General features: G+C 70.1%; 21 protein-coding genes. 13 read left to right on the forward strand and 8 right to left on the reverse strand.

Translation table 11 applies throughout. From position 1 onward, the window contains the following. From kdpB to JNUCC0626_RS11175, 5 genes are read right to left on the reverse strand one after another with little or no spacing between them, the layout of a single operon-like run. Positions 1-2046, reverse strand: a complete 2046-nt coding sequence (gene kdpB, locus JNUCC0626_RS11155; RefSeq protein WP_394619628.1) for a potassium-transporting ATPase subunit KdpB — start codon at positions 2044-2046, stop codon at positions 1-3. After that, a complete protein-coding gene (kdpA, locus tag JNUCC0626_RS11160) occupies positions 2043-3680 on the reverse strand; it encodes a potassium-transporting ATPase subunit KdpA (RefSeq protein WP_394619629.1) in 1638 nt (545 codons plus the stop codon). Before kdpA ends, kdpB begins: the two co-directional genes overlap by 4 nt. Beyond that, positions 3680-3781: a K(+)-transporting ATPase subunit F gene (gene kdpF, locus JNUCC0626_RS11165; RefSeq protein ID WP_394619630.1), complete on the reverse strand. Its 102-nt coding sequence runs from the start codon at positions 3779-3781 to the stop codon at positions 3680-3682. The genes kdpA and kdpF overlap by 1 nt, the downstream gene beginning before the upstream one ends. Continuing rightward, a complete protein-coding gene (locus JNUCC0626_RS11170) occupies positions 3778-4086 on the reverse strand; it encodes a hypothetical protein (RefSeq protein WP_394619631.1) in 309 nt (102 codons plus the stop codon). The genes kdpF and JNUCC0626_RS11170 overlap by 4 nt, the downstream gene beginning before the upstream one ends. Positions 4087-4139: 53 nt before the next feature. After that, entirely contained in the window at positions 4140-6122 is a 1983-nt protein-coding gene (locus tag JNUCC0626_RS11175) for an amino acid transporter (protein WP_394622012.1), read from the reverse strand. A 174-nt stretch (positions 6123-6296) separates the two neighbouring features. Between JNUCC0626_RS11175 and JNUCC0626_RS11180 the strand changes: the two genes are divergently transcribed. From JNUCC0626_RS11180 to JNUCC0626_RS11205, 6 genes are read left to right on the forward strand one after another with little or no spacing between them, the layout of a single operon-like run. Continuing rightward, positions 6297-7022: a GntR family transcriptional regulator gene (locus JNUCC0626_RS11180; RefSeq protein WP_394619632.1), complete on the forward strand. Its 726-nt coding sequence runs from the start codon at positions 6297-6299 to the stop codon at positions 7020-7022. Position 7023: 1 nt separating this feature from the next. Next, positions 7024-8025 carry an ADP-ribosylglycohydrolase family protein gene (locus JNUCC0626_RS11185; protein ID WP_394619633.1) on the forward strand — a complete coding sequence of 334 codons (1002 nt, stop codon included), beginning with the start codon at positions 7024-7026 and terminating at the stop codon, positions 8023-8025. A gap of 32 nt (positions 8026-8057) precedes the next feature. Then, positions 8058-9434, forward strand: a complete 1377-nt coding sequence (locus JNUCC0626_RS11190) for a purine-cytosine permease family protein (RefSeq protein ID WP_394619634.1) — start codon at positions 8058-8060, stop codon at positions 9432-9434. Further along, a complete protein-coding gene (locus JNUCC0626_RS11195; protein WP_394619635.1) occupies positions 9427-10374 on the forward strand; it encodes a PfkB family carbohydrate kinase in 948 nt (315 codons plus the stop codon). The genes JNUCC0626_RS11190 and JNUCC0626_RS11195 overlap by 8 nt, the downstream gene beginning before the upstream one ends. Positions 10375-10422: 48 nt before the next feature. Further along, entirely contained in the window at positions 10423-11325 is a 903-nt protein-coding gene (locus JNUCC0626_RS11200; RefSeq protein ID WP_394619636.1) for a helix-turn-helix transcriptional regulator, read from the forward strand. After that, complete coding sequence (locus JNUCC0626_RS11205; protein ID WP_394619637.1) at positions 11322-12068, forward strand: SDR family oxidoreductase; 747 nt, start codon at positions 11322-11324, stop codon at positions 12066-12068. The genes JNUCC0626_RS11200 and JNUCC0626_RS11205 overlap by 4 nt, the downstream gene beginning before the upstream one ends. A 51-nt stretch (positions 12069-12119) precedes the next feature. Here the strand turns inward: JNUCC0626_RS11205 and JNUCC0626_RS11210 are convergent, their stop codons facing one another. After that, the gene (locus tag JNUCC0626_RS11210) at positions 12120-15788 is read right to left on the reverse strand and encodes a S8 family serine peptidase (protein ID WP_394619638.1); all 3669 of its coding nucleotides are present in this window, start codon (positions 15786-15788) and stop codon (positions 12120-12122) included. Between the two features lie 147 nt (positions 15789-15935). Between JNUCC0626_RS11210 and JNUCC0626_RS11215 the strand changes: the two genes are divergently transcribed. Then, on the forward strand, positions 15936-16922 hold the full coding sequence (locus JNUCC0626_RS11215) for a helix-turn-helix domain-containing protein (protein WP_394619639.1): 987 nt from the start codon (positions 15936-15938) through the stop codon (positions 16920-16922). A 25-nt stretch (positions 16923-16947) separates the two neighbouring features. Here the strand turns inward: JNUCC0626_RS11215 and JNUCC0626_RS11220 are convergent, their stop codons facing one another. Next, complete coding sequence (locus tag JNUCC0626_RS11220; protein ID WP_394619640.1) at positions 16948-17838, reverse strand: oxidoreductase; 891 nt, start codon at positions 17836-17838, stop codon at positions 16948-16950. Between the two features lie 81 nt (positions 17839-17919). On the opposite strand from JNUCC0626_RS11220, the gene JNUCC0626_RS11225 reads away from it, so the two are divergent. The 5 genes from JNUCC0626_RS11225 (at position 17920) to JNUCC0626_RS11245 (ending at position 21689) form a co-directional block, all read left to right on the forward strand. Continuing rightward, positions 17920-18495 carry a dihydrofolate reductase family protein gene (locus tag JNUCC0626_RS11225; protein ID WP_394619641.1) on the forward strand — a complete coding sequence of 192 codons (576 nt, stop codon included), beginning with the start codon at positions 17920-17922 and terminating at the stop codon, positions 18493-18495. Between the two features lie 85 nt (positions 18496-18580). Next, on the forward strand, positions 18581-18778 hold the full coding sequence (locus JNUCC0626_RS11230) for a hypothetical protein (RefSeq protein WP_394619642.1): 198 nt from the start codon (positions 18581-18583) through the stop codon (positions 18776-18778). 6 nt (positions 18779-18784) lie between these two features. After that, a complete protein-coding gene (locus JNUCC0626_RS11235; RefSeq protein WP_394619643.1) occupies positions 18785-19093 on the forward strand; it encodes a hypothetical protein in 309 nt (102 codons plus the stop codon). Positions 19094-19164: 71 nt separating this feature from the next. Further along, complete coding sequence (locus JNUCC0626_RS11240) at positions 19165-19734, forward strand: TetR/AcrR family transcriptional regulator (protein WP_394622013.1); 570 nt, start codon at positions 19165-19167, stop codon at positions 19732-19734. A gap of 8 nt (positions 19735-19742) precedes the next feature. Then, on the forward strand, positions 19743-21689 hold the full coding sequence (locus JNUCC0626_RS11245; protein ID WP_394622014.1) for an ABC transporter ATP-binding protein: 1947 nt from the start codon (positions 19743-19745) through the stop codon (positions 21687-21689). On the opposite strand, the gene JNUCC0626_RS11250 is transcribed toward JNUCC0626_RS11245, so the two are convergent. Further along, a complete protein-coding gene (locus JNUCC0626_RS11250; RefSeq protein ID WP_394619644.1) occupies positions 21646-22638 on the reverse strand; it encodes a helix-turn-helix transcriptional regulator in 993 nt (330 codons plus the stop codon). The two genes, JNUCC0626_RS11245 and JNUCC0626_RS11250, sit on opposite strands and share 44 nt — an antisense overlap. 96 nt (positions 22639-22734) lie before the next feature. Here JNUCC0626_RS11250 and JNUCC0626_RS11255 point away from each other — a divergent pair, with 96 nt between their 5' ends. After that, on the forward strand, positions 22735-23082 hold the full coding sequence (locus JNUCC0626_RS11255) for a nuclear transport factor 2 family protein (RefSeq protein ID WP_394619645.1): 348 nt from the start codon (positions 22735-22737) through the stop codon (positions 23080-23082). The last annotated feature ends 26 nt before the right edge of the window (positions 23083-23108 follow it).

Below are 23108 nucleotides of genomic sequence, written 5' to 3' on the forward strand. Positions count from 1 at the left end.
TCAGCCGATCCCGGGGATGAGTCGCACGAGCAGGTCGATCAGCCAGATCCCGGCGAACGGCGTGACGACGCCGCCCAGGCCGTAGATCAGCAGGTTGCGCCGCAGCAGCGCCGAGGCACTGGACGGCCGGTACCGGACGCCCTTCAAAGCCAGCGGGATCAGCGCCACGATCACCAGGGCGTTGAAGATCACCGCCGAGAGGATCGCGGACTGCGGCGTGGCCAGGTGCATGATGTTGAGCTTGTCCAGCGCCGGGTAGATCGCCGCGAACATCGCGGGCAGGATCGCGAAGTACTTCGCCAGGTCGTTGGCGACGGAGAACGTCGTCAGCGCGCCCCGCGTGATCAGCAGCTGCTTGCCGATCTCCACGATCTCGATCAGCTTGGTGGGATCCGAGTCCAGATCCACCATGTTCCCGGCCTCCTTGGCCGCGGACGTGCCGGTGTTCATCGCCACGCCGACGTCGGACTGCGCGAGCGCCGGTGCGTCGTTCGTGCCGTCACCGGTCATCGCGACGAGCCGGCCGCCCTCCTGCTCCTTGCGGATCAGGGCCATCTTGTCCTCGGGCTTGGCCTCGGCGAGGAAGTCGTCGACCCCGGCCTCGGCGGCGATCGCCCTGGCGGTCAGCGGGTTGTCGCCGGTGACCATGACCGTGCGGATGCCCATCGCGCGCAGCTCGGCGAAGCGTTCCTTCATGCCGGGCTTCACGACGTCGCTCAGCCTGATGACGCCGAGCACCCGGTCGTTCTCCGCGACGACGAGCGGGGTGCCGCCCTGGCCGCTGATCTCGTCCACGATCTCGCGGGCCGTGTGGGGCAGGTCGAACGCGGACGCGGCGCCCTTGCGGATGCGCCGGTCACCCAGGTCGATGCCGGACACGCGGGTCTGCGCCGTGAACGGCACGAACTCGCCGGTCTTCTCGTGATCGCTCGCCTCGGCGGGCAGGCCGTACTTCTCCACGCACAACTCGACGACGCTGCGGCCCTCGGGCGTGCCGTCGGCCAGGCTCGACAGGCGGGAGGCCTCCGCCAGGGTGCGTTCGTCCGTGCCGTTGACCGCGATGAATTCGGTCGCGCGCCGGTTGCCCCACGTGATCGTGCCGGTCTTGTCCAGCAGCAACGTGTCGATGTCGCCCGCGGCCTCCACCGCCTTGCCCGACGTGGCCAGCACGTTGCGCTGCACCAGCCGGTCCATGCCCGCGATGCCGATGGCGGACAGCAACGCGCCGATCGTCGTCGGGATCAGGCAGACCAGCAACGCGGTCAGCACGATCACCGACTGCTCGCCGCCGGAGTAGATCGCGAACGGCTGCAACGCGACGACCGCGAGCATGAAGATGATCGTCAGCGTGGACAGCAGGATCGTCAGCGCGATCTCGTTCGGCGTCTTCTGCCGCTCCGCGCCCTCGACGAGAGCGATCATCCGGTCCACAAAGGACTCACCGGGCTTGGTCGTGATCCGCACGACGATCCGGTCCGACAGCACGGTGGTGCCACCCGTGACCGCACAACGGTCGCCACCCGATTCGCGGATGACCGGCGCGGACTCCCCCGTGATCGCGGACTCGTCGACGGTCGCGATGCCCTCGACCACGTCGCCGTCGCCGGGGATCACCTCGCCCGCCTCGACCACGACCAGGTCGCCGATCTTGAGTTCGGTACCGGCCACGACGCTGCCGCTCACGAGCCGCGCGACGGCGTCCTTCTTGGTCTTGCGCAACGACTCGGCCTGCGCCTTGCCCCTGCCTTCCGCGACGGCCTCGGCGAGGTTCGCGAACAGCACCGTGAACCACAGCCACAGCGTCACGGCGACGTTGAAGACGTTCGGGTCGGTGACCGCGAAGAACGTGACCAGCAGCGAACCAACCCAGACGACGAACATGACCGGGTTGCGCAGCTGGTGGCGCGGGTCGAACTTGCGCAGCGCGTCCGGGAACGACTTGAGCAGCTGCTTCGGGTCGAAGATGCCCGCGCCGACCTGGTGGCCCAGGTTCTCCGCGTGCCGGGTGCGGTTCTCTTCCGGAGACCGCTGAAGTGTGCTGGTCACAGCAAAGCCTCCGCGATGGGACCAAGAGCGAGAGCGGGAACGAACGTGAGCGCGGCGACGAGCACGATGCTGGCGCCGAGCAGGGTGGCGAACAACGGCCCGGTGGTGGGCAGCGTGCCCGCCGTGACCGGCACCTTCTTCTGCGCCGCCAACGATCCGGCGAGCGCGAGCACCGCGATGATCGGCACGAACCGGCCGAACAGCATGCACAGGCCGAGTGACGACTGGAACCAGTCGCTGGTCACCGTGATGCCGCCGAACGCGCTGCCGTTGTTGTTGGAGGCCGACGCGTAGGCGTAGAGGATCTCCGACAGCCCGTGCTCGCCCGGGTTGTTCAGCACCCCTTGGGTGCTCGGCAGGATCGCGGCGATGCCGGCGCCGATCAGCAGCACGGTCGGCATCGCGAGGATCGACACCGCGGCGGCGGTGACCTCGCGGCGGCCGAGCTTCTTGCCGAGGTACTCGGGCGTGCGGCCGACCATGAGGCCCGCCAGGAACATCGCGATGATCGCCATCACCAGGATGCTGTAGAGCCCCGTGCCGACACCGCCGGGCGTCATCTCGCCGAACAGCATGTTCAGCAACGTGCCGCCACCGCCGAGGCCGGTGTAGCTGTCGTGCCACGAATTGACCGCGCCGGTCGACGTGCCGGTCGTCGAGTTCGCGAAGAGCGCGCTGGCCGCGACGTCGAAGCGGAGTTCCTTGCCCTCCAACGGCCTGACGCCGTTCGCCTCGGCGGCCCAGATGACCGCGAGCATCGCGGACCAGATGGTGCCCATGACGCCCAGCAGCACGTAGCCCTGCCTGGTCTGCCCGACCATGCGCCCGAACGTGCGGGTGAGCGCGACCGGGATGACCAGCAGCAGGAAGATCTCGACGAGGTTGCTCCACTCGTTCGGGTTCTCGAACGGGTGCGCGGAGTTGGCGTTGAGGACGCCGCCGCCGTTGGTGCCGAGCTCCTTGATGGCCTCCTGCGAGGCCACGGGGGCGTTCGCGACGGTCTGGCCATCAACGTCCACACCGGACTTGAGTGACATCGTGACGCCCAGCGCGATCAGCACGATCGCGAAGACGAACGCCATCGGCAGCAGGATCCGCAGCGTGCCGCGGGTGAGGTCGACCCAGAAGTTGCCGAGCCGGTCCGTCTGGTGCCGCACGAACCCGCGGATCAACGCGACCGCGACGGCCAGCCCGACGGCGGCCGACACGAAGTTCTGCACGGTCAGGCCGATCATCTGGACCGTGTGGCCCATGACGGCTTCCGGCACGTACGACTGCCAGTTCGTGTTGGTGACGAAGCTGATCGCCGTGTTGAACGCCATGCCCTCCGGCACGTTCCCGCGGTCGAAGTCGAACGGCAAGACCGCCTGGATCCGCTGGATGACGTAGAGGAACACGATGCCGACGAACGAGAAGCCCAGCACGCCGTACGCGTAGGTGCTCCACTTCTGCTCGGCTTCGGGGTCGATGCGGGCGAAGCGGTAGATCGCCAGCTCGACCTTCGAGTGCTTCTGCTGTTCGGTGTCCCGGACGCGGAAGACGCGGGCCATGTAGTCGCCGAGCGGGCGGTACGCGACCGCCAGCGCCGCGACGAGGATGCCGACCTGCACGAGGCCGGCCACGAGGGGTGACATCAGAACTTCTCCGGCCGGACTAGTGCGACGAACAGGTAGACGATCAACGCGAGGGCGAGCACGCCCGCGACGACGTTCGCGATCAGACCGGTGCCGCTCACAGCTTCTCCAGTCCGCGCACGGTGAGTCCCAGCACGAGGAAACTCACGATCAGCAGCAACGCGTAGGCCAGGTCGGCCATGGCGCGCTCCCTTCCGACTTCAACGAGGTTTTCCTGACGCCGGGAAGCGTGCATCAGGAAAACCCGCAGGTCAGCGCCGCCTGACAACACCTTGACACCGGCGGTGCCTTCCTTGACGGGTTCTTGACGCGGAGCGACCTGCGTCTCACCCGAACGGGCCCGGAGAGGGTTACGCGATGTGACCTGGACGACCGAGCGAGCGTCGATCGGGTCGGCTGTCGTCACTCGATGCGGGGGCGGCCTTGCGCGGTTCTCACGCCCGCGCCAGGCCGCGCCGGTCAGCCTCCGACGTGGATGCCGGGCCTGCGGTCGGGGTCGGGCTCGCTCGCCCGGATGATCTCCCGCACCACCGGCGCGGTGTCGCCGCGGCCGAGCAGCAGGTACCGGAACAGGTGCCCCAGCGGGTTGCCCTCGCTCCAGGCGAAGTGGCAGTGCGGCCGCACGCCGGTGCAGTCGCGCAGGGCCAGCAGGATCGCGGCGATCGCGTTGGGCGCGGCCGGGCTGTCCGCCCGCAGGATCCGGTGCCCGTCCACCTCGACACCGCGCACCTGGAGCACCTCGCTGAAGTCCGACGGGTCGACCACGTCGATCTCCAGGAACACCACGTCCGCCGTGCCGGGCACCGGGTTCATCCCCCGTTGCTCGGCCTCCTTCTCGGCGTACTCGGCGGCGTCCCCCGCCTGCCTGCGGTTCGCGATGAGGGTGACGGCGCCGTCGTGGGCGAGCGTGTCGGCGACGAACCGGCGCGCGGTCTCGTCGAACTCGATGTGCTCCACCCGCAGCTCGGTGGTGCGGGTGACGCGGGAGACCAGCGAGATCGCGATGATGCCGAGGATGAAGAACAACGAGATCGTGAGGCCGTCGGGCTTCTCGATGACGTTCTCGACCAGCGCGTACACCAGGATGAGCGTCAGGACGGTGAACGCGGCCGCCGCCTTGCGCTGCCTCCGGCGCACGGCCGAGATGGCCACGGCGACCGACGCGGACACCATCATCGCGAGGATGCCGGTCGCGTACGCGCCTGCCTGGGCGTTGACGTCGGCGTTGAAGACGACCGTGACCAGCACGCAGATCACCGTGTAGACGATCACCACGGGCCGCACCGCGCGCGACCAGTCCGGCGCCATGCCGTACGACGGCAGGTAGCGCGGCACGATGTTGATCAGGCCCGCCATCGCGGACGCGCCCGCGAACCACAGGATCAGGATGCTGCTGATGTCGTAGGCGGTGCCGACGCCCTCCCCCAGCAGTTCGTGGGCGAGGTAGGCGAGCGCGCGGCCGTTGGCCTCCCCGCCGGGCCGGAACTCCTCGGCCGGGATCAGCACCGTCGTGACGAAGCTCGTGGCGATCAGGTAGACCGACATGATCAGCGCGGCCGTCGTCAGCAACTTGCGAGTGTTGCGCACCCGGTCCGCGAGCCGCTCCTCCGCCGTCTTCCCCTTCGACGCCACCAGCGGCATCATGCTCACGCCGGTCTCGAAGCCCGACAACCCCAGCACCAGCAACGGAAACGCGAGCACCGCCGGCCCGACCGCGCCGCTGAACCCGCCACTGGCCGTCAGGGCGTCCACCCACCGGTCGAGCACGACCGGTTCGGCCAGCACCTGCACGACGCCCGCGACCACCACCACGGCGTTGAGCAGCAGGAACACCGCGACCAGCGGAATCGCCACACCGACGGCCTCGCTGAACCCGAGCAGGAACACCCCGCCCAGCACGAGCAGCAGCACGACCGTCACCGCGACCTCGTGCCCGTGCAGAAACCCTGGTGCTAACGGGTTCTCCAGCAGGTGCACCGTCGCGTCCGCAGAGGACAGAGTGATCGTGATGATCCACGACGTGGCCACGAACCCCAGGAGGACGAGAACGAACAGCTTGCCGCGCCAGAACGGCAGCAGGTTCTCGAGCATCGCCACCGAGCCCTGCCCGTGCGGACTCTCCTTCGCCACCCGCCGGTACATCGGCAGCATGCCGAGCAACGTCAGAGCCACGATCAGCAACGTGGCGAGCGGCGACACGGCCCCGGCCGCGAGCGCCGCGATGGCCGGCAGGTAGGACAGCGTGGAGAAGTAGTCCACGCCCGTCAGGCACATCACCTTCCACCACGACTGCGGCACGGCGTGGGTCTCGCCGCTCTCCGGCCCCACCACCGGCTGCACGCGGTGCTTCAGCAACCACCGTCCCAGCCCCGTCGCGGGGACGGCCGGGCGCACCGGGCTGTCCACGCGTTCAGGTATCGCGTACTGCGACGTTTCGGTCATGCCGGTGCCCCCGAGGTGCTGTGCAGTCATTTGGGAGCGAGTCAACTTCGCGTGAAGTCCGGCCTTTGTGAGGAAAGGAGGGGTAAGGCGTCAAGATCGCGTAAAAACGGTCGGCGCGTCCGGGTGGCGCCCCAAGACCTAGCCATACAGGTACCGGACAGGTATGGTTCAGGTATGGACAAGCAAGCGCGCGGCCGGTCGTCGCTCAAACGCCAGGAGGTCGCCGAACGCCTGCGCGAGGCGATCCACTCCGGCGAGCACCCGACCGGGTCCCTGCTGCCGGGCGAGAACGAGCTGGCCCGCCGGTTCTCCGTCAGCCGCAGCACCATCCGGGGCGCGCTCGAAGGACTGGCCCGCGACAACCTGATCGAAACCCAGACGGGTGTCGGTTCGTTCGTCACGTTCGACGGCCGGTCGCTCGACGAGTCGCCGAGCTGGGGTCTCGCGCTCGCGATGACCGGTGTCCACACCAAGGCCGAGATCGTGCGCGCGGAACGGGTGGTCGATCCCGATCTGGCCGCCACGGTCGGGGCGGGGGCGATGGAGTTCCTGGCACTTGACCGGATCCGGCGGCTCGTGGGTGACGGGACCGCCGTGTCGCTGGAACGCAGCCGGGTGCCCGCAATCGGTGCAATCAAACAGGTTCCCGAACTGGGGCTCACCGACGACTCCTTGTCGGAGACCATGACGGCTTCCGGGCTGGTGCCGGCGCGCGGCGACCAGTGGATCGCGGTGGCTGCTCTCAACGACGCCGACGCGCGGCTGCTCGGACGGGAGCCGGGCGAGATGTTCCTGCACACCACGCGGATCGCGCGGGACGCCGACGGGAACTTCGTCGAGAAGGTCGTGAGCTGGCTGGATCCGACGCGGTTCCGGCTGCACGTGAGCTTTGGGGGCTGAGGTGAAGAGCAACGCGCTCGGGGCGTTCTGGGGACTGGCGCTCGGCGACGCGCTGGGGATGCCCACGCAGTCGATGTCGCGCGCCGAGATCCTCGCCGACTACGGGGGCATCACCGGGCTGGTCGCCGCCGGGCCGCGGCAGCGGATCGCGCACGGCATGGCGGCCGGGTCGATCACCGACGACACCGAACAGGCCGTGCTGCTCGCCGAGTTGCTGGTCGAGAGCGACGGCGTGGTCGACCCGGCCGAGTTGGCGCGACGGTTGCTCGCGTGGGAGGACCGGATGCGCGAGCGCGGGTCGCTCGACCTGCTCGGGCCGTCCACGAAGGCGGCGCTGGCGCGGCTCGAGGACGGGGTTCCCGCGGACGAGGCCGGTCGGAACGGGGCCACCAACGGGGCGGCCATGCGCATCACGCCGGTCGGGATCGCGGTGGACGCCTCGGACTTGAGGTCCTTTGTGGACGTCGTCGCGCACACCAGTGCTCCCACGCACAACACGGGGCTGGGCATCGGGGCCGCTGCCGCCGTCGGGGCCGCGGTGAGCGCGGGTGTGGGCGGGGCGAGTCTCGCTGAGGCCGTCGAGGTCGCCGTTGCCGCAGCCGACGAAGGTGGTCGGCGCGGGCACTGGGTGGCGGGCGGCACGATCGCGGCACGGCTGCGCTGGGCACTCCCCTACCTGACGTCACTTCCCGAGAAGGCGCGGGAAGAGGCGTTGATCGAGGTCGTCGGCACGTCCGTGGCCGCGCAGGAGTCCGTGGTCGCCGCTGTGGCGCTCGCGGCGTTGGCCGAGGACCCGTGGGCCGCGCTCTGCCAGGCCGCGAGCCTCGGCGGGGACACCGACACCATCGCCGCCATGGCGGGCGCCGTGCTCGGGGCGGTGCACGGGATCGAGGTCTGGCCCGCCGCTGCCGTGGCGACCGTCGAGAGCGCCAACGACCTCGCGCTCGACCCACTGGTGAGCAATCTGCTCGCTCTCCGCGAAAGGCCGCAGAGCCGACCCTGAAGCGTTTCCACCACCGTCGTCTGGAGACAGCCATGTCCACCACCACCCGCGGCGCGCTGAGCGCCGTCGAGCAGCGCGGCATCGAACCCGTGCCGAACGCCGAGCGCAACGGCAACCCCCTGCAGCTGTTCTGGGTGTGGTTCGCCGCCAACATCTCCATCCTCGGTCTGCCGCTGGGCGCCACGCTGGTCGCGTTCCAGTTCCTCAACATCTGGCAGGCGCTGATCGTCGCGGCGGTCGGCGCGGCGGGGTCGTTCGCGGTGGTCGGTGTGGTGTCCGTCGCCGGACGGCGGGGTGGCGCGCCGAGCATGACGTTGTCCCGCGCCGTTTTCGGCACGCGCGGCAACGCGGGCCCGACGCTGGTGGCGCTGGCGTCACGCCTCGGCTGGGAGACGGTGAACACCACGACCGGGGCGTTCGTGCTGCTGTCGTTGTTCACGATCGCGTTCGGCACGGCCACCGACGCCAAGTCCGTGCCGGTGCTGACGATCGTCGCGATCGCGATCTTCGAACTCTGCACGCTGCTCGTCTCCGGCCTCGGCCACGCCGCGATCCTGGTGATCCAGAAGTGGGCGACGTGGATCTTCGGCGCCCTCAACGTGGTCGTGGGTGTGGTGCTGGTGGCCACAGTGGACTGGAGCGCCGTCGCCGCGATGCCGGCGGGCCCGATCACCGCGGTGCTGGCCGGGATCGGCGTGATCGCGGGCGGCACGGGCATCGGCTGGGCCAACGCGGGCGCCGACATGGCCCGTTACCAGAAGACGAGCGTGCGCGCGGGCAGGCTGATCAGCGCGAGCGCGGCCGGTGCCGGCATCCCGCTGGTGCTGCTGATCGGCCTCGGCGCCCTGCTCACGGCGGGTGACGACTCGCTGGCGTCCGCGTCCGACCCGGTCGCCGCGATCCGCGAGCTGCTGCCGTCCTGGATGGCCGTGCCCTACCTGATCGCCGCGTTCGGCGGCCTGCTGCTGTCGAACCACCTGTCGGTCTACTCGGCCGGACTCACCACGCTCACCCTCGGCGTCCGGGTGCCGCGGGTGTACGCGGTGGCGCTGGACGTGACCGTCACGTTCCTCGGCGCGATCTACTTCATGCTGCTGGCCGACAACTTCTACGGCCCGTTCATCGGTTTCATCTCGCTGCTGGCCATCCCGATCACGGCCTGGCTCGGCGTGTTCCTCGTCGACATGATCAAGCGCCGCCACTACGACCCGGCCGCACTGCTCGACATGACCCGCAAGAGCGCCTACTGGTACCGGGGCGGCGTCGAATGGCGTGCGACCGCGGCCTGGGCCGTCGCCATCGTCGCGGGATATCTGTTGCTGGCCAACGGACTCAGCTCCATCGGCTGGATCGTCACGTTCGTGGTGGCGGCGGCGGGCTACTTCGCTCTGAGCGGTGCCCGTGACTGAGCCGAGGCTGATCTCGACCGGCAACGTGATCGTCGACATCGTCATGACCGTCGCCCACCTGCCGGAACCGGGCGGCGACATCATCGCCGCGGACTCCCGGATGACCGCCGGCGGCGGCCTCAACACCCTCGTCGCCGCTCAGCGCGCCGGCCTGCCCGTCGTGTTCGCGGGCCAGTACGGCACCGGACCGATGGGCGACATCGTCCGGGCCGCGCTGGAGGAGAGCGGCGCGACAATCGTCCAAACAGGACTCGAAGACGCGGACAGCGGCTACTGCGTCGTCCTGGTGGATCCTTCTGCCGAGCGGACGTTCGTCACGACGGTGGGCGCGGAAGGTCACCTCACCCGCGCCGACCTCGACCGCGTGGACGTCACCGAACACGACCTGGTGCACGTGTCCGGCTACAGCCTGGCCCACCCGGTCAACGCGGCGGCACTCACCGGCTGGCTGCCCGGCCTGCCCGGCGGCACACGGGTGATCACCGACCCGTCCCCGCTCGTCGGCGATCTCGACCCCGCCGTGCTCGGCCCGGTGCTGCGCCGCACCGACGTGCTGAGCGCCAACGCCCGCGAAGCCACCATCGCGACCGGACTCACCGACCTCGCGTCCGCTGCCACGGCGTTGGCCGAGCGCATCCGCCCCGGCGGGCTCGTCGTGGTGCGGGACGGCGCGGCGGGCTGCTGGCTGGCCGGGTCGACGGGCCCGGAACCGTTGCTGGTGGCCGGTTTCCCGGTGCACGCCGTCGACACCAACGGCGCGGGTGACGCTCATGCCGGGGTGCTGGCGGCCGGGCTTGCCGCCGGGTTGACGCCTCTGGAGGCCGCTCGCCGGGCCAACGCGGCTGCTGCTCTCGCCGTCACCCAGGCTGGTCCCGCCACCAGCCCGACTGCGGCCGAGATCGACGGGTTCCTTGGCGCGATCGTTCAAGACAGGCGGTAGCGACGGGCTTAGCGTTGTCCCCGACCGGTTCGGAAGGGGGTGGCGCGGGTGGACGAGTTCGCGAGTGGGGCCTTGGTGGCGGCGGTGCGGCAGTCGCTCGCCGCTGAGGGCATAGAGGTCCCGCAGATCCCTACGACCGCGTTGGTGCCTCTCGAGGTCAAACGCGCGCTGCTGGCGGACGTGGCGCGGACACACGGCCTGCTCCCCCTCCTGCGGGCGGGCCAGATCCTCCCGACCCTGCCGCCCGACCCGGCCCTCTCCGCCCTGACAGCCGCGACCACCCCCAGCGATCTGTTCGAACGCTGGACCCGCCTCGAACGCTTCGTCCACTCCCACCACCGAGTCGTGGTGCGCGAATCGTCCCCAACCCACCTGGTAGCCGAACACGTCGGCCGAACCCCTCCAGCCCCCTCCGAAGACGCAGTCGTTCTCGGCGTGCTGGTGGCGCTGCTGACGATGATCGGTGCACGCGACGTCACCGCCACCCTCGAACCGCACGGGCAGAAGGTGTTCGGCAACGGTGAGTTCGCCGAGCCGTCGAGTGGGCACGGCACCGCACGATGGGGCTTCACCTGGTCATCGGTCCCCCGGCCGGAGCCGGCCCCACCACCCGGCGACCTGGCCACGCACGCAAGGGAAGTCCTGTCCGCCGACCTCCCCGCCCGCTGGACGGTCCAGACTCTTGCCACCCGGCTGGGCCTGTCACCCCGCACTCTCCAACGGCAGCTACAGCCCGGCGGCGGGTTCCAAGCGGTGCTCGCCACCGCGAGGGCCGACGCCGCCGCGGACCTGCTGATGAACACCGCGCACCCGCTCGGCGTCGTGGGCTTCGCCTGCGGCTACACCGACCAGCCGCACCTCACCCGCGAGTTCAAGAGGCGCACCGCCATGACCCCGGCCGCGTACCGCTCAGCGTTCACCCGGCTGCCAGAGAACGAGGCCACCGCATGAACCTCCACGGCACCACCGCCCTCGTCACGGGCGCGACCCGCGGCATCGGCCGCCACCTCACCCGGCACCTGATCACGCACGGCGCGCAGGTCGTGGCCGTAGGACGCGACCGGAAACTGCTGGAGGACCTGGCAACGGAGCACGGCGAGGTCCACCCCTGGCCGCTGGACCTCGCCGACCCCAACGCCGTCGACGCCTTCGTCACAGCGGTGGCGGACAAGCACCCCGATCTGTCCATCGTGATCAACAACGCGGGCGTGCAGACGCTGACCGACTTCCTCTGCGACGACCCCGACACCCTGCGACCCAAGCTCCGCCAGGAGATCGCGATCAACTTCGACGCCGTCGTCGCGTTGTCGACCGGACTGCTGCCGTATGTCCGCCGCCACCACACGGCCGCGATCGTGAACATCACCAGCGGACTTGCGCTGGCTCCCAAGAAATCAGCGCCGGTGTACTGCGCCACCAAAGCCGCCGTGCGCACGTTCAGCCGGGCGTTGCGCTACCAGTGCCAGGACACCGCACCGCACATCAACGTGATAGACGCCGTGATGCCGTTGGTGGACACCGAGATGACGCGAGGCCGCGGCCGCGACAAGATCAGCCCGGACCGTGCCGCGGCGGCGGTTGTCGACGGGATCGTCAGCGGTGCCAACGAGATTTACGTCGGCAGGACCCGGTTGTTGCCCGCGTTGCTGAGGCTTTCGCCTGCGCTCGCTCACCGGGTCCTGCGCGACAGCTGAAGAAACACCACCGGTGGCGGCCCGGCCCTGCGCACGGGCCGCCACCGGGGATCAGCGGAGGCCGACCGCGCGGAGCACCGTCTGGCTGACGGTGTTGCCCGCGGAGTCGTCACCGCTCACCCGGAGGGAGGCGAAGTGCGCCTTCCTGGGTGCGTCGAACCGGTACTGGCCGCCGTGCTCCGACAGCCGGGACCACGAGGCGCCGTCGTCGTAGGACACCTCGACCCGCGGCTTGCCGACCCTGCCGCCGCCTCCGACTTGGATGTCGGTCAGGCCGACCGACACGGCGGCGCGTTGCTCGACGGTGATGCCGAACTTCGCGTCGCGCGACACGGTGCCGTCGCCGTCCGTCTGGAGGCCGTAGCGGATCTGGAGCAGCGGCAGCAGTTCCCGCGTCCCGGCCACCTTCGGCTTGGCGGAGTTGAACGTCCACGTCGTCGTGGTCGCGGTCGAGTGCGGGCTGACCGTCGCGTCGCGCTTGTTCTCCACGACCAGGCGGTACCGCTGGGACTCGGCTTTGGCGAGATCGGCGTACATGATCAGGCCGCTCGACGAACCGGCGAGCCGGGTGTCGCCCTGGTAGAGCGTGGTCGTCTGGGACGCGCGCGACCAGTCCTGCATCGAGCCGGTGTGGTCGGCGTTGCCGTAACCCGGGACGTCGATGCGCAGCTGGTTGTCCGTGCGGGCCGGGCCGAGGTAGTTGTTGTTGAGGTACGGGCGCTGGACGGGCTTGAACCACTCGTCCTTCGTGGTGCTGGCCGGCACGTACTTGCGCCGCACGCCCCACTCGTTGAGCACGCCGTCGGTGACCTCGTGGCCCCACCTGTTGTCGCCGTCGGTGCTGACCCAGTCCGTGCGGCGGGTGCCGAGGGCGACCGGGACGTAGTTGCCGATGCCCCACTCCGTGTACGCCGGGAAGTCGTACCTCCACTCCTCACCGCGGCCGCCCGGTGAGGTGGCGGCGAAGTTCTCGTCGATGCGCGCGAGGTTCTTCTTCGACGTGGGCACGACCATGTTCTTCGGCAGGTCGTTGTGCCAGGTGTGCGCGATGTCGTAGAGGTACGACGGCACCGGGTGCGACTCGGCGCGCAGTTCCGCTCCCCTGCGCTGGGCCTGGCCGATGAGCTTCTCGCCCTCGTCCCGGCTCAGCAGCGCGACGTCGATCGTGCTCGCGCCGAAGTACAGGCGTTCCCGGCCCTGCCTGTCGTTGGCGACGATCAGCAGCTTGGCACCGGCGTCGGCCGCGGCCTTGGCCAGTGCGGCCGGGGCGAGGGCGTCGGTGCGGCGCACCACGACGGCCTTGCCTCGCGCGTTGACGTTCTTGTAGTTCGTCCCGTCACCGGCGAAGACGAGGTCGAGGTTCCGGGTGCCGTCGGCCAGCGGGGTGACGCCGGACTGCCGCAGGACGTCGGTGTAGTCGTCGCCGCGCACGGACAACGCCAGCGCGGGCTGTTCCTTGCGCCACCGCGCGCCGAGGGCGAACTCGCCGTGCGTCACCTTCTCCTGCGCCTGGACCCAGAGGCTGTCGACGCTGGTGCTGGCGAGGCCGAAGTCGTGCATGCGGCCGTCCGCGTGCAGCATCCGGGAGTACTCGAGCCGCAGGTAGCTGGAGGCCGAGGCCTGCGGGGTGGTCTTGTCGACCAGCCGGACCTTGGTGCCGTCCAACGTGATCGTGGTGTCCTTGTCCAGCGTGAAGTCGGGGTCACCGACGAGCGCGAGCCCCTGCGAGTTCGGACCGTGCGCGCCGCGGACGGCCATGAACGCGAGCGCCGAGTAGTGGTCGCGCGGCAGGTAGAAGGTCGTGGTGCGCTCGACCCAGACGGGGATCGGGTTCGGGTCGCCCGCCCTCAGCATCATCACGAACGCGTTGGCGGGCGCACCGGTGGCGTCCTTGACGTTGAGCGTGATCTTGTGGGTGAGCCCGCCGAGCGAGACGGCGGTGTGCGCGGCGAGCGCGCCACCGGGTGCCTTGGCGAGGACCTGGCCGCTGAAACCGTCGGAACCGGAGCCTTCGACCTTCGGGTCCAGCGTCACGGTGACCTTCGCCGTGCCGTGTGCGGGCACGGTGACGCGCTGGTCCGAGAGCCGGAAGACCCCTTGCGGCACACCGGGTGCGTCCAGTGACAGGTCGAGGTTCACCGGTGCCGCGCCGAGGTTGGTGTAGGTCACCGGGCGCTGCACGGCGGCCGGTTCGTTCTGCCCGGCGTAGGCGGTGGCCGAGGCGAAGATCCCGGTCTTCGCGGCGGCCGCCACGTCCACGCGTCCGCTGCCCGCCTGGAACGCGGTGTAGTCGGGAGTGCGCTTGGTGGTGCTGGTCAGCAGGTCCTTGAGCTGCGCGCCGGTGAGGTCCGGGTGCTGCGCCGCGAGCAACGCGGCGGCGCCGACCACGTGCGGCGTGGCCATCGACGTGCCGCTGTGGGTCGCGTAGTAGCCCTCGCCACCGGAGTGCTGGGACCGCGCGGCCGAGATGTCGACACCGGGAGCGGTGACCTCCGGCTTGAGCGCGCCGTCCCCGGCCCTCGGTCCCTGGTTGGAGAAACCGGCGAGTTGGTCGCCCGCGTCCACCGCGCCGACGGTCAGCGCCGCGTCGGCGGCACCGGGCGCGCTGACGCTGCCCGAACCGCCCTCGTTGCCCGCCGCGATCACGAACAACGCGCCGGTCTGCGCGCTGAGCCGGTTCACCGCCTGCGACAGCGGATCGGTGCCGTCGGACGGCATCTGGTTGCCCAGGCTCATGTTGATGACCTTGGCGCGGGCCTCGGTCGCCGCCCACTCCATGCCGGCGAGGACCTCGGAGTCGCTGCCGGAGCCCGCGTTCGACAGCACCTTGCCGATGTGCAGCCGGGCGCCGGGAGCAACACCCTTCTCGGTGCCACCGGACGCGGCACCCGTGCCCGCGATGGTGGAGGCGACGTGCGTGCCGTGGCCGTGGACGTCGGTGGTGTCCTCACCGGCGATGAAGCTGCGGGTCTCGGCGATCCGGCCCACCAGGTCGGGGTGGGTCGCGTCGACACCGGTGTCGAGAACGGCGACGTCGACGCCCTCGCCGGTGTTCCCGCCCGCCCAGACCGCGGGCGCGCCGATCTGCGCGACCGACTCGGCCAGATCCGGGTAGACCTTGCCGTCGAGCCAGATCCGCTCGATGCCGTTCGTGAACGCCGAGTTGTCCGGAACGAGCGATGACAACGTTGTCTGCTTGCCGGTCAGCGAGGTCCAGAAGTCACTCGCCCGTGCGTGATCCGCGGTGATGGCGGCACCGCCGACGCTCGCGAGCGGGCGGACCAGTTCGGCACCGGCGGGGGCCGCGTTCGCCCGGAGACCCTGCTGCTCGCCGTAGGAGACGATCAGCGGGAGGTCGTCGCGGTGGGCGTCGTCGTAGCCGTCGGCGATCAGGTCGGTGACGTTGAACAGGCGCCGGTCGAGCTTGCCGCCGGCGAGGTAGGCCAACGCCGAGTTCGGGTAGACGTAGACGTCACCGCCGGACTCGACGACCCGTGCGTCGGCGGGACCGCCGTCGGGCCGTGCGACGGAGATGGTGCGGCCGGAGGTGTTCACGGTGACCACGTCTCCGGTGATCAACGTGACGGTGCCGGCGGTCAGGGCGGTGCCCGCGACCGGCTGACCCACCGGCGCCGCGGCGTGGGCCGGCGTGAGCGGGATCAGCAGGGACGCGAGACACCCGGCCGTGACGACGGCCCGGCGCTTGCGGGAGGTTCTCACCGACGGAGTCCTCTCTGTACAGGGGGTGGCGGTGGTGCGAAGCCTGGGTGGCCGAACAGTGCCAGTCGGCAACTACCTGCCACAAGAAGTTGGTTGGCCATTCACTGCCACCTGGCACAACCTCGACAATTCCTGTACGACTGTCGGATGGAACTCGCCGTACTGGGTCTGTCCGCCGACGAGGAACAGGTCTACGAAACCCTTGTGGCACAACCCGGTGCGACCGCCGCCGCACTAGCCGACCACCTCTCGACCCCACAGGCCGCGGTGCAGCGCACCCTCACCGCACTCGCCGCGAAGCACCTCGTGAGTTGCAGCGGCCGCCCGTCCCGGTTCGTCGCGGCACCCCCGGACATCGCGATCAACCAGCTCGTGCAGCTGCGCGAACGCGAACTGAGCGCCGCCCGCGCGAAGGTCCACTCGCTGTCCGAAGTGCACCGCAGCGCCCACCGCACCAGCCCCGAACTCGTGATCGAACAGCTGACCGACCGCGAGACCATCGCCGCGGCCGTCGCCCACCTGGAATCCGAGGCACGCCACCAGGTCCGCGTGTTCGACACCCCGCCGTACTACGAGAGCCCCGGCGGCGAGGGCGCCGCCCGGTTCACCCAGGAGCAGATCACCCGGCACCAGAACGACGGCGTCACCCATCGCGTGATCTACAGCCTCGACGCGGTGAACTGGCCCCGGAAGCTGGAAACCGACATCCTCCCGGCCGTGCACGGCGGCGAGCAGGCCCGCACCCGCCGCAGCCTGCCGATCAAGCTGATCATCCGGGACGACCAGGACGCCCTGATCCCGTTCGACCTCAGCAGAAGCGGCCTGCAGGTCGCCTACCTCGTCCGCCGCTCCCCGCTGCTCACCGCGCTCGAGGCGTTGTTCGAGGGCGAGTGGGCGCAGGCCGCACCGCTCGACGTGTCCACACCGGACCCCGGCGACGGCGCGCACCCGGACGAGGAGACCAGGGCGTTGCTCACGATGATGAAGGCGGGGCTGACGGACACGGCGATCGCGCGGGCGAACGGCTGGAGCACCCGGACCACGTACCGGCGGTTGCAGCGACTGATGAACGAACTCGGGGCGTCGTCGAGGTTTCAGGCGGGATCGCTGGCGGAGCAGCGCGGCTGGCTGTGAAGTGAGCTGAACTGCGCTCCGTTGCTCAGGGCTTCGCGGACAACGGGAACGTCACCCCGGTGAGGCGTTCCGACGTCTCCCACAACCGCCCCGCCAGCACCGGATCGCTGGCCGTCGCCGACCGCCCCACCAGCGTGGGATGGCCGTGCAGCTCGAACCGCCCGTCCGGCCCGACGTAGCCCGCGCCCGGCACGTCCTGAGTCGCCGCGTACAACGACGGCCAGGCGCCCTGCGCCTCGGTCTGCGCGAAGTGGCGGCCCACGAAGTTCGCGATCTTGACCAGGTACGGGTTGCGGCCCTTGGTGCCCAGGTTGCTCGCCGTGTAGCCGGGGTGCGACGCCACCGCGAGCACCGGCGACCCGGCCTCCCGCAGGCGGCGGTCCAGTTCGAGGGTGAACAGCAGGTTCGCGAGTTTCGAGCGGCCGTAGGCCTTCGGCGGCGAGTAGCGGGCGAGGTCCAGGTCGTCCAGGTCGAGCACGCCCACCTTGTGCGCGCCCGACGCCACCGTCACGACCCGGCTGGTGATCGACGGCAGCAGCAGGTTGGTCAGCGCGAAGTGGCCGAGGTGGTTGGTGCCGAACTGGAGCTCGAACCCGTCCGCGGTGCGGCCGAACGGCGTCATCGCCACGCCGGCGTTGTTGACCAGGACGTCGAGATCTCCTTGCCAGGCCTCGGCGAACGCCCGCACCGAGGCGAGGTTCGCCAGGTCGAGCTCGCGGACCTCGGTGGTGCCGGACATGGCGGCCGCCGCGCGTTCACCGGCGGCGACGTCGCGCACCGCCAGCACCGTGCGGGCTCCTGCGGCGGCGAAGGCGGTGGCCGTGCCCCGGCCCACCCCGCTGGCGGCCCCTGTCACGACGACGGTGCGCCCGGTCAGGTCGGGAAGATCCTCGGCGGCCCACCGGTGCTTCGTCATGATCGCCAGCCTAGTGCCGCCGTGTCGAAACGGCCGACGCCCGATCGACGCAGAGGTGAGCACCGGAAAGGGGCACTCACCATGGCACTCGTCATCTGCGACATGTCGATCTCGCTCGACGGCTACGTCACCGGCCCGAACGCGAGCCGCACCAACGCGTTCGGCGACGGCGCGCACAGCCTGCACGACTGGATGTTCGAAGATCCGATCGACGCCGACCGCCGGTACCTGGAGGACGCGATCGCCCACTGCGGCGCGATCGTGATGGGACGGACGTCGTTCGACAAGACCGTGGACGCGTGGGGTCCCGGCGGCCCGGTGCCCGGTACCCCCAACTTCGTGGTCACCCACAACGCGCCCGCAGAGCCGTACGAGGGCTACACGTTCGTCACCGACGGCGTCGCGAGCGCGATCGAACAGGCCAAGAGTGCCGCCGGGAACAAGTGGGTCGGACTGCACGGGGCCACGGTCATGCAGCAGGCGTTGCCGCTCGGCCTGGTCGACGAGATCTACGTGCACGTGGTGCCGTTGCTGCTCGGCGGCGGCACGCCGTTGTTCGCCGCGCTCGGCTCCGCGATCCAGCTGGAACGCATCGAGACGCACCCGTCCCCCGCCGTCGACCACCTGCGGTACCGGGTCGGCAGCCCCACCCCATAACGCGAACGCATTCCGCTCCGATGTACCGGCCGAGTCGAAGTCGTGTCCGCACCAGGAGGAATTCCCGCCGATCCGAGGAGCAACGATGGCCAGGTCATCCGTCGACGAGATCGACAACGCCCGCCGCCGGGCAGAACTGAGCTGGGACGACTACGCGCGCCTGCTCCGCGGCCATCCCGACGGCCCCCGGTTGCTCCGCGAGTACCGGGTGGTCGGCGGCCGGGACCGGCAGGGCCGGCTGCGCGACCTGGAGGATCTCGGGCGGCTCGGCGGGGGACGGTGACCGGCCGTGGCCCTCTCCGTGGTGAACGACCAGCGCATCAGGGCAGCCGTGCGCGCCTACCTCGAGGCGCAGGTGGCCGCCGCACTCAACCCCGCGGCGGCGCCCGCCGTCTCCGCCCGGTTCAGCGAGCTGATCTCGGTCGTGTTCCCCGTGTCCGGGGTGCAGGACCGGTCGGCGTGCATGATCAACGAGTTCGCCGAGTTCTGGGGCAGGTCCGTCGCCACCCTCATGGACGTGGCGAGGGCCAGTGGCGCAAGTCCCGATCTGGCGCAGGTCGCGAAGGTGCTGCTGAAGGGACCGGGCGAACTCATTTGACGGAGTGAGCGCTCACTCCGCACAATGGAGGCATGACACCAGCACCCGAAACCCGGCGGCGAGCGCCGGGCATGAGCGTCGACGAGCGGCGCGCCATGATCGTGCACGCGGTGCTGCCGCTCCTGATCGAGCACGGCGCCAACGTCACGAGCAGCCAGATCGCCCGTGCGGCCGGCATCGGCGAGGGCACGATCTTCCGCGCGTTCAAGGACAAGGACGAGCTCCTCGAGGCCTGCACGGCCGAGGCGTTGAAGCCCGACCACGTGCTCGACGCGATCGCCGAGATCGGCCTCGACCAGCCCCTGGAGGACCGGCTCGTCGAGGCCGCCGAGGCACTCGGCGCGCACCTCGAACGCATGGGTGCGCTGATGAGCGCCTTGCACGCGTCCGGCCGGGTCCGCCACCGCGATCCGAAGGGCCCCCGCAAGGGCGGCCGCCGCGAGTCGATGGCCGCCATCCGCGCGGCGATGGTCGACCTGTTCGACCCCGAGAAGGACCGGCTGAGGCTGCCACCCGAGCAGCTCGCCGGCCTGTTCCTGACTCTCCTGTTCGGCGGCCGCAGGCTGGCGCCGGACGTCGAGCCGCCCACCACGCGCCAGGTGGTCGACTTCTTCCTGCGTGGCGCTGTGGAGGCTGAATGATCCCGGGCATGGAGTTCGCGCTGGGGCGGCGCAACCGTCGCCGGCGCGCGTCGACGGTGCCGGACAGCGGACTCACCGGACCGGTCGACATCCCGGAACCGACCCAGGACGACGAACCGAAGGACCTGCGCTCGCGACTCAAGCGCGTGCGGACGTCGGTGGCGGGCACGGTCCGCGGCCTGCCGAAGGTCGCGCGGCTGACCTGGGAGGCCAGCCCGGTCCTGACGGTCGTGCTGGCGCTGATCACGGTGCTGGCGGGGCTGCTGCCGACCCTGACGGCCTACATCGCGAAGCTGTTGCTGGACTCGGTCGTCGCGGCGATCCAGGGCACCGGCACCACCCGTGACATCGTGAACGTCGCCCTGTTCCAGTTCGCGGTGCTCGCCGCCACCGCGTTGAGCAGCGCGCTGACGTCGATCGCGCAGTCGTTGTTGCAGGAACGCATGACGCTGACGATCCGGCACCGGGTGATGGGGCACGCCAGCGACCTGCACCTCGCGTACTTCGAGGGCTCGACATCGTACGACATGCTGCGTCAGGCCGCGCAGGAGGCACCGACGCGCCCGCTCGCGATGATGAACTCCGCGCTGGGCTTGGTGCGCACGCTGATCACGTTCAGCAGCATGATCGCCCTGCTTGTCGCGATCAGCCCGCTGCTGGCCCTGGTGGCGTTGCTGGCGCCGATTCCGGCGTTCATCTCGCAGTCGAAGTACGGCTCGCGCGCGTTCTGGCTGACGTTCATGATGTCGCCGATCAAGCGCCGGATGGACTACCTGTCCTCTTTGGTCACGACGGACACGTACGCCAAGGAGACCAAGCTCTTCGGCCTCGGCCCGTACTTCGTCGACCGGTTCCGCCGGCTCGGCACGGTGGCCTACGAGCGGTCGCGCAAGCTGACCATCAACCGCAACATCAGCTCGACGTCCTGGGGACTGCTCAGCACCGCCGCGGGTTCGGCGATCACGCTGTACATCGCACTCGAAGCGGTCGGCGGCCGGCTCACTTTGGGCGACCTGGCGCTGTACACAGCAGCGGCGGCATCCGTGCAGGCGTCGGTGTCCGGGCTCTTCACGGCGTTCTCCGGGATGTACGAGAACAACCTCTACCTCGACACGCTGTACCGGTTCCTGGACACGAAGCCGGAGATCACCGCGCCACCGGAGCCGCGCCCGATGCCGTCCACAGTGGAGGGACACATCAGGTTCGACGGGGTGACCTTCAGCTACCCCGGCGCGCAGGAACCCGCCCTGGACCACGTCAGCTTCGAGATCCGTCCCGGCGAGACGGTGGCGGTCGTGGGCCGCAACGGCGCGGGCAAGTCGACGTTGTTCAAGCTGCTCTGCCGCCTCTACGACCCGACGGGCGGCCGAATTCTGCTCGACGGCGTCGACATCCGCGAGTACGACCCGGTGGCATTGCGCACGAAGATCAGCGCGATGTTCCAGGACTACGTGACGTACCAGGGCACCGCGGCGGAGAACATCGGCCTCGGCGACCTGACGCGACTGGAGGACCGGGACCACATCGAGGACTCGGCCCGCCGCGCGGGTGCGGACGAACGGATCGAACGACTCCCCCGCGGCTACGACAGCCCGCTCGGCCGGTGGTTCGACCAGGGCGTGAGCCTGTCCGGCGGCGAGTGGCAGAAGATCGCGCTGGCCAGGGCGTTCCAGCGGGAGGCACCGATCCTGGTGCTCGACGAGCCGACCTCGGCGCTCGACGCGCAGGCCGAGCACGACCTGTTCGCGCGGCTGCGGGAACTGTCGGAGGGCCGGACGACGCTGTACATCTCGCACCGGTTCTCGACCGTGCGGCAGGCGGAGCGCATCCTGTTGCTGGAGCACGGGAAGGTCGCCGAGTACGGCACGCACGAGGAGCTGATGGCGGCCAAGGCCGGTTACGCCGAGCTGTTCACGCTTCAGGCGCAGGCGTACCTGGACGAGGTGCCGAGCTGATCCCGTAGAGACCGGCGATCGCTTTCGCCTGTGCGGCCAGGGCTTCGCGCGCGGCGTCGGGGCTGAGCACCTCGACGCCCGCGCCGAACGCGAGCAGCGTCTCGACGGCGCGCAACGACCGGAACCGCACACCCACCTCGCTCCAGCCCGGCTCGCGCGGCACGGGCGGACCGTCGAGATCTCCCTCGTGCATCCGCAGGAACAACGCCAGGAGGTCGTCCCGGACGAGCGCGGTGACGGCCACCGGTGACGGGAGGTCGTCGATCCGGCGGCGCAACGCCTCCCAGACGTCGTCTAGTTCCACCCCGGCCCGGCGCCGGACGGGCTCGGCGACGACGACGGCCGACTGCGCCCGGTCCAGCCGGTAGAGGTTCGGTTCGCCCTTGTGGTCGGCGACCAGGTACCAGACGCCCGCCTTGTTGACCAGGCCGTACGGGTCGACGGTGTAGGTGCGGACCCGGTTGTCGCGGCCGTGCCGGTAGCGCAACCGCAGCCGCCAGTCGGCGAACACGGCCCATTGGTAGACCTCCAGATCCGAGGCTCCAGGAGAGCCGCGCCAGCGGACCGGGTCGATCAGGATGCGCCTGCTGGTCAGGTCGGCGCCACCCTGGTGCGGGGCGGGCAGGGCGGCCATCACCTTGCGCAGCGCCGACCCCAGGGCCTGGCCGAGGCCGAGGTCCGCGTGGGCCGAGCCCGCCAGCACCACGAACAACGCGCGCGACTCGTCGGCGGTGAGCCCGGTGACGTCGGTGTGATAGCCGGGCAGCAGCGCGATCCCGCCCTGAGGTCCGCGCACGGTGTAGACCGGCACGCCCGCAGCGGACAACGCCTCGAAGTCGCGCATGATCGTGCGCGCCGAGACCTCCAGCCGTCCGGCCAGGTCCGCGGCGGACAACTGCCCGTGCGTCTGCAGGAGCAGCAGGATCGAAAGCAACCGGTCCGACTTCATGGTCCCCAATCTCCTCGACGTACATGACAGGGGATGTCATATAAGTAGCGCAAGACTCAGGTCCACATCGGATCGAACGAGAGGGATCACCGAGTCATGACCGCGCAGATGATCGCTGAGCAGTACGTGCAGGCCTGGACGAGCGGCGACGCCGAGACGGCGTTGGGCTTCGTGGCCGACGACGTCGTGTGCGAAGCACCCACGGGGCGCATCGAAGGGATCGAGGGCTACCGGCAGTTCCTGGCGCCGTTCGTCGGCAGGCTCACCAGGGGCGAGGTGCTCGACGTGCTCGCGCGCGACGCCCGTGCGGTGACCGTGTACTCCATCGACCTGCCGTTCGTGCAGAACGTGCACGGCACCGAGTACCTGACCGTGACCGACGGCAAGATCAGCCACGTGATCAGCGTGTTCGACATGGCGCCGATGCTGCGGGCGCAGGGCTGAGCCAAGCCATCAGGAATTCCTATGTA

Source organism: Lentzea sp. JNUCC 0626, from assembly GCF_043632865.1.
Classification (GTDB): Bacteria; Actinomycetota; Actinomycetes; order Mycobacteriales; family Pseudonocardiaceae; genus Lentzea.